Genomic DNA, 5,251 nt, shown 5'->3' with positions numbered 1-5,251 from the left:
GTGCACGGGCAGTCATGCGAAATGCCCCTGGAGAAACCAAGCCGTCTCCTCGGCCGCCAGGCGTGCCTGGAAAACCCACAGCACGCCGGCATGCGGGCTGAGCGCCAGGTAGTAATCGCGCTGCACGTTGAGCGTGATTTCTTCGCCGCTCTCCTGCGCGCGGTGCCACCAGCCGCCCTCGATGCGGTCGGGGCCCAAAAGCAGCTGCAGCGGACCCTGGTATTGGGGGCGGTGGTCACGCTCAACGAGGCGAAGCGGCTCCACGAGCAACCAGCTCGGCTGAGGCAAGTCATACGAGTTCGAGGAAGGCGCTTTCGCGGGCTTCTCGGCATCAGTGTGGGACCACAGCTGCCCATGCTCCAGCCGATGGTCTGCGCAGACCAGGGGGCGGCGGATGCAGTCGTCTCCAAACCTTGCCTGCATGCGTTCAAGCGCGAGCCCGGTGGAGGCGCCCTTGCGGCGCACCTCGGGCAAGAAGGAGCGGCTTTCTTCCACGACGGGCAGGACCTCTGTCGCCAGAAGTTCGATGTCACCCGCCGGCGCGAGCAGCGTGACCTTCGCCAGGTGCTCCGCAAGCAGCTTGCCCAGGTGCTCTACGTTCTGCGTGGGGACGGCCGTCCTGATGACCAGCTCGCCACCGGTACCAGCATCCTTGGCCCGCATCACATCGTGGCACCAGCGGAATGTGTACGCGGTCGCGCCGAGCCGCCTGGCCTGCAACCACCCCGACATCTGCAACAGAAGCCGCCTGGCGCCAAACAGCAGCGCAGGCGCACTCTCCACCCGCGACATCAGCTCCAACCGCGCATGAAAGCTCTCCGGGATGGTGACCCACGCATACGTCTCCGGCCGCAGCCCATAGGCCAAGTCCAGGGCTGCGAGCAGTTCCTTGCTGAACCGCCGGCTGATGCCTCCCCGCGGCAATGCGCGGACATCGCCCAGAGTGCGGCAGCCGACGCGGGCAAGCGTTGCCTGGTGGGCCGCCACCGCGCTCAACGCCGTCAGCGGCAGCTTGTCGAGCACCTTCTGCCACGGGCCTTTGAAGCCGTCCGCCACTTCAGCGCGCACAAGGGACAGCGCGCCCAAGCCCGTGGGAGCCCATGCCACCCGAGCACCCAGCTCCGCCGCGCCTTGCTCGATGAGCTCGCGCAGGCGGGGTAACCCGCCAAACAGCCGGCCGCTGGCCTCTACCTCGACGAGGACGCCTTCCTCACACACCGCGACGCGCGGTGTGAACTGAAGTGCCCATGTGCCGAGAGATGCTGCATCAATGGGGGACGCGGAGCTTGGAAGCTGGATTGGTAGCAAGGCTGCCCAATGCATGGGGCACCTCCTCACGCGCCGGCCTGGGAACAGGCAGCGTGCGCAATCGCGGCGGGATGACGATGTCCAGGTTGCTGGGCATCGCGGGCAACTCAAGGACACCATCGAACGTGGCACCGCGGCGCTTGCGGATGCGCACGTCGATGTTCCAGCCAGCGCCGAGCGCCACGGAGACGCGCAGCGGGGCCGCAGAGGTGTCCCGCAGAGCCGTCTCTGGACGAACGATGAACACGGGGGCATCACAGCTTTGCGCGTGCACCTGCAGCCGGCGCAACTGCTCTGGACGCGCCTGGGGCAGCCAGACCAGCACGGCGCCGCAGGGGTCGGACTTGATGAGCTGCTCGGCCACCCATAGCCTGTCCGCAGGCCCCTTGACCTCAATCCAGACCAGCCGGTCCGGGGTCACGCCCAGCTGGGCGAGCCCGGGAGCGTTGGGCTGCTTTGGGGGCGAGACGAGGTAGACAGTGCTTCCTTCCTCCGCGAGAAGGGAGGGCACCGCCGGCCCCAGCAGGCGCCACTCGCAAATGGCGGACTGCGGAAGCAGCAGCTCGGTCAGGCTGCGGGTTGGCCAGCCACCGCCGGGAAGCTCGGCATCAAGGACAGGAAAGCCGCTGCTGACAACGCGCGAGTCCACTTTGCCCAGCTCCGTCCCGCGCCACACGGCCTCGGCCACGTGCACTGGCAGGGCTCTGGTGAGCTCTTCCGGTGCAACGACGGCAGGTGGGCCTGGCGAAGGCTCGGGGCCTTCTTGCCATAGGGCGAGGGTCGACATGGAGGACTGTAGAATTCACTGTATAAAAGCACAGTATATCGGCGGAAATGTCAGCAGGTGTAGGCCGAAACCCCTTGCCACCAGGGCCGCCGGGTGGGCCTTGCAGGTATTGATAGCAGCAGGTGCAGCAGCCACAAGCTCCGCCGCGGTGGCAGGTTTTGAGAGGTGCCTCGAATTTTTTCCGCACCGGGCAATTCCCGAGTTGCCGGCCAGGTTTCCGCTGCGAGCAGAATTCTTCTCGTAAAAGAGTGGGGGCTTCGACTCAACTCGAGCGGACTTTTGTATAAATGAAAACGATGGAAACCGACCGAATTGCTCCTGTGAACCGCTGCGGCTACTGTGGCTCGACCAACTACCGCAGGGTGGTTGAGCGCGATGGCCAGGGGGTGATGCGCTACGGCGAGAGGCTGGTGTGTTCCGGCTGCACCAGGGAGTTCGCTGATATGGGTGCTTGGCGTCAAGGCCAGTCTGAGGCACCGTCAGCGCTACCGACAGCGGCATGAGCGACACCTATCTCGTCTCGTCCTTTGCGGATAAGGACAGGGTGAAGGCGCTCGGCGCCCGATGGGACCCGGGTCGCCGACAGTGGTACGTGCCTGAGGGGCGCGACCTGGCTCCGTTCTCCCAATGGCTTTCCGATGGCGGTGCCGCTGTCCCCAGCACATCCAGAGATCTGCTCGCTCCAGCTCCGGCAGAGTCCCATGATCTGGCCGTGCCCAGCAAGAAGGGCTTGCCACTCTCGCAACTGCTGCAGGGCGTCTCCGCAGCCGTGGCCCAGGCATTCAAGGCGGGAGTCTGGACTTTGGTAGAGGTGGTGGACACCCGGGTGCGCAACGGCCATGTCTATCTGGAGGTGTCCGAGCGTGATGCCTCCGGGGTGATCACCGCCAAAGCGAATGCCGTCATCTGGGCCAGCACGGCCAGCCAGATCCTGCCCAAGTTCGAGTCGGCCACAGGGGCGCAGATTGGCCCGGGTATCAAGCTGCTTGTGCGAGCCCGGCCCGTGTTCAAACCCCAGTTCGGCTTCAGCATCGAGGTCGATGCCATCGACTCCGAATACACGCTGGGCGACCTGGAAGCCCGCAAGCGCGAAATCCGTGAGCGCCTGCAGGGCGAGGGCCTGTTCGATCTCAACCGCCAGTTGCCAGCGCCCTGGGACTACAACCTGGTACTGGTGGTCGCTCCTGAAGGTGGAGCTGGGCTGGGAGACTTTCAATCAGAAGCCAGCCGTCTGCAGGCCTTGGGTATCTGTCGCTTTGTGTATGTGCACAGCCGCTTCCAAGGTGACGGCGCTGCAGCGGAGATCCGACGGGCGATGTTGGATGCCCTGACCCGCATGGGCACGGATGATGAAGACAGTGACCCCTTGCCCGACGCAGTGGTGATCATCCGTGGTGGCGGCGCTATCAACGACATGGCGTGGCTCAACGACTATGCTCTGGTGCGCACGGTCTGCGAGCTGGAGGTGCCAGTACTCACCGGCATTGGTCATGAGCGCGACAACACGGTGCTCGATGAGGTTGCGCATATCCGCTATGACACGCCATCGAAAGTCATCGCAGGGATTGAGCGACTGATCTTGCAGCGTGCCCAGGAGGCCAAGGCGTTGTTTGCTGACGTGATCCGCGATGCGACCAAGACGGTGAGTGGGGCCCGCCGTACCGTGGTGGAGCACTATGCCGCCATTGAATCGGGAGCACGGCAGGAGGTGGCTCGCAGCCGGCAGGATGCTCGCGAGTTGTTGGCCCAGACCCAGCTCGATGCAGCACATGCAGTGCGTACAGCAGCGGAAGGCACAGAACGCCAGTTCAACGATGTGCGCCGCCTGGCAGCCCAGCAACTGTCCCAAGCCCGCAGTGCCGTGCCGGCAGCCCTGGCCGAGATCCGGGCCGAGGCTAGGCAGTCGCTGCAGACCGCTCGTGCCAGCATCCAGACCAACCAAGCCTACGTGCTCGACAAGGCAAAGGCCGATCTGCGGTTCGTGGCGGATGCAGCCAACCGCGCATTCGATGATGTTGCGACGCGGTCTCGCCAGGCCGTGGTCACCGCCAAGACCAATACGCAGGCCCTCATGCGCGAGATCGCAGGGCAGGGGCCAGAAAAGACCTTGAGCCGCGGCTTCGCCCTCGTGCGTGACGCCGATGGCAATGCCATCACCAGTGCATCCAGCACCGAGGCGCAGGTCACCATTCAGTTCAGAGATGGAGTTCGGAGCGCGCAGCTCCGAGAGGACGATAGGCCATGAGCACCACGTTCAAACAGTCGTACAGCGTCTTGCAGCGCCATGCCCAAACACTGCGGCAGCAGTCCGAGCCCAACATCGATGACCTGCTCAGCATCGTCGAGGAGTCCGTGGCCGCGTACAAGGTGTGCCAGGAGCGCATTGATGCGGTTGAGAAGGCTTTGGAGAAGGCGCTGGGTGGGGCGCAACAGAAGGCCTCCGATGGCAAGGCATCTAGATCCCGCGCCAGCGCGCCGAAGGAGCAGCAGGCTCCAGACGGCGAGGACGATATACCGTTCTGAACGCCGCTGATGACCTGCCGTCGATCCTTCGTTCAATAACGATTCCTTCCCATGGTCAGTTCTTGAAGAGTGCATGAAGTTCAACCAGGCGTCGCGCCAGCGCGTCGGAATCGCTTCGCATGTCGCCTGCAGTCACGCTGCCAACTGAAACATGCTCGTACCAGAGGTGGAACCCCGCCAAGTCGGGGAGAGGATTTTCTGCTGCCAGGCGAATTGCGTCGGCAATGCTCGTCGTCTCATAGTCGCCGAGATGCTGGGCACCTTCCATCACGTGGGCTCGGTAGTCCCCGGACTCGATCTTGATGATGTGCAGGGTGAGCAGCATGGGGAGATAGTAGTCACACCTTCACGATGGCGCTATGCGCCCCGTTCAGGTAGGCGCATCACTCCATGGGAATCACGAAGGCCTGCAGTTTGTCCAGCTTGCCGTCCTTGAAGCGCCAGACGTCACTGTAGGAATGCCGTACGGGCTGGCCTGTGTCGTTCTTCAGGGTGATCTCGCCGATGGCGATGAGCCAATCGTTCTCCGCCACCATATGGTGCACCTTGAACACCGGTGGCTCAGGGTACGCAGTGGGCATCCATCGGCGAACGGCTTCCTTACCGCGCAGCGTCTGATCGCCCACGAAAGTC

The 5,251-nt window shown here is 64.0% G+C and carries 6 protein-coding genes; 2 read left to right on the top strand and 4 right to left on the bottom strand.

Translation table 11 applies throughout. The features are described 5' to 3' along the window. Positions 1 to 12: 12 nt before the first annotated feature. Both ACK59X_RS35840 and imuA read right to left on the bottom strand, forming a co-directional pair. A complete protein-coding gene (locus ACK59X_RS35840; RefSeq protein WP_409964355.1) occupies positions 13 to 1,323 on the bottom strand; it encodes a Y-family DNA polymerase in 1,311 nt (436 codons plus the stop codon). Further along, positions 1,268 to 2,095, bottom strand: a complete 828-nt coding sequence (imuA, locus tag ACK59X_RS35835) for a translesion DNA synthesis-associated protein ImuA (protein ID WP_409964354.1) — start codon at positions 2,093 to 2,095, stop codon at positions 1,268 to 1,270. Before imuA ends, ACK59X_RS35840 begins: the two co-directional genes overlap by 56 nt. Positions 2,096 to 2,594: 499 nt before the next feature. Here imuA and xseA point away from each other — a divergent pair, with 499 nt between their 5' ends. Then, the gene (gene xseA, locus ACK59X_RS35830; RefSeq protein WP_409964353.1) at positions 2,595 to 4,340 is read left to right on the top strand and encodes an exodeoxyribonuclease VII large subunit; all 1,746 of its coding nucleotides are present in this window, start codon (positions 2,595 to 2,597) and stop codon (positions 4,338 to 4,340) included. Beyond that, positions 4,337 to 4,618, top strand: a complete 282-nt coding sequence (gene xseB, locus ACK59X_RS35825) for an exodeoxyribonuclease VII small subunit (RefSeq protein ID WP_409964352.1) — start codon at positions 4,337 to 4,339, stop codon at positions 4,616 to 4,618. The genes xseA and xseB overlap by 4 nt, the downstream gene beginning before the upstream one ends. A gap of 55 nt (positions 4,619 to 4,673) precedes the next feature. On the opposite strand, the gene ACK59X_RS35820 is transcribed toward xseB, so the two are convergent. Then, positions 4,674 to 4,943, bottom strand: coding sequence for a hypothetical protein (locus ACK59X_RS35820; RefSeq protein ID WP_409964351.1), 270 nt, complete (start codon positions 4,941 to 4,943; stop codon positions 4,674 to 4,676). A gap of 58 nt (positions 4,944 to 5,001) precedes the next feature. After that, positions 5,002 to 5,251 (bottom strand): nuclear transport factor 2 family protein (locus tag ACK59X_RS35815; RefSeq protein WP_409964350.1); only part of this gene is annotated, 250 nt, incomplete at its 5' end.

The sequence above is a fragment of the Acidovorax sp. genome, from assembly GCF_046339755.1.
GTDB lineage: Bacteria > Pseudomonadota > Gammaproteobacteria > Burkholderiales > Burkholderiaceae_C > Acidovorax.
This window is presented reverse-complemented; position numbering and strand designations above follow the sequence as displayed.

Bases quoted from the DNA above. Each gene is read 5' to 3' on its own strand.
- ACK59X_RS35840 (WP_409964355.1), bottom strand. From the start codon at position 1,323: ATGCATTGGGCAGCCTTGCTACCAATCCAGCTTCCAAGCTCCGCGTCC.
- imuA (WP_409964354.1), bottom strand. From the start codon at position 2,095: ATGTCGACCCTCGCCCTATGGCAAGAAGGCCCCGAGCCTTCGCCAGGC.
- xseA (WP_409964353.1), top strand. From the start codon at position 2,595: ATGAGCGACACCTATCTCGTCTCGTCCTTTGCGGATAAGGACAGGGTG.
- xseB (WP_409964352.1), top strand. From the start codon at position 4,337: ATGAGCACCACGTTCAAACAGTCGTACAGCGTCTTGCAGCGCCATGCC.
- ACK59X_RS35820 (WP_409964351.1), bottom strand. From the start codon at position 4,943: ATGCTGCTCACCCTGCACATCATCAAGATCGAGTCCGGGGACTACCGA.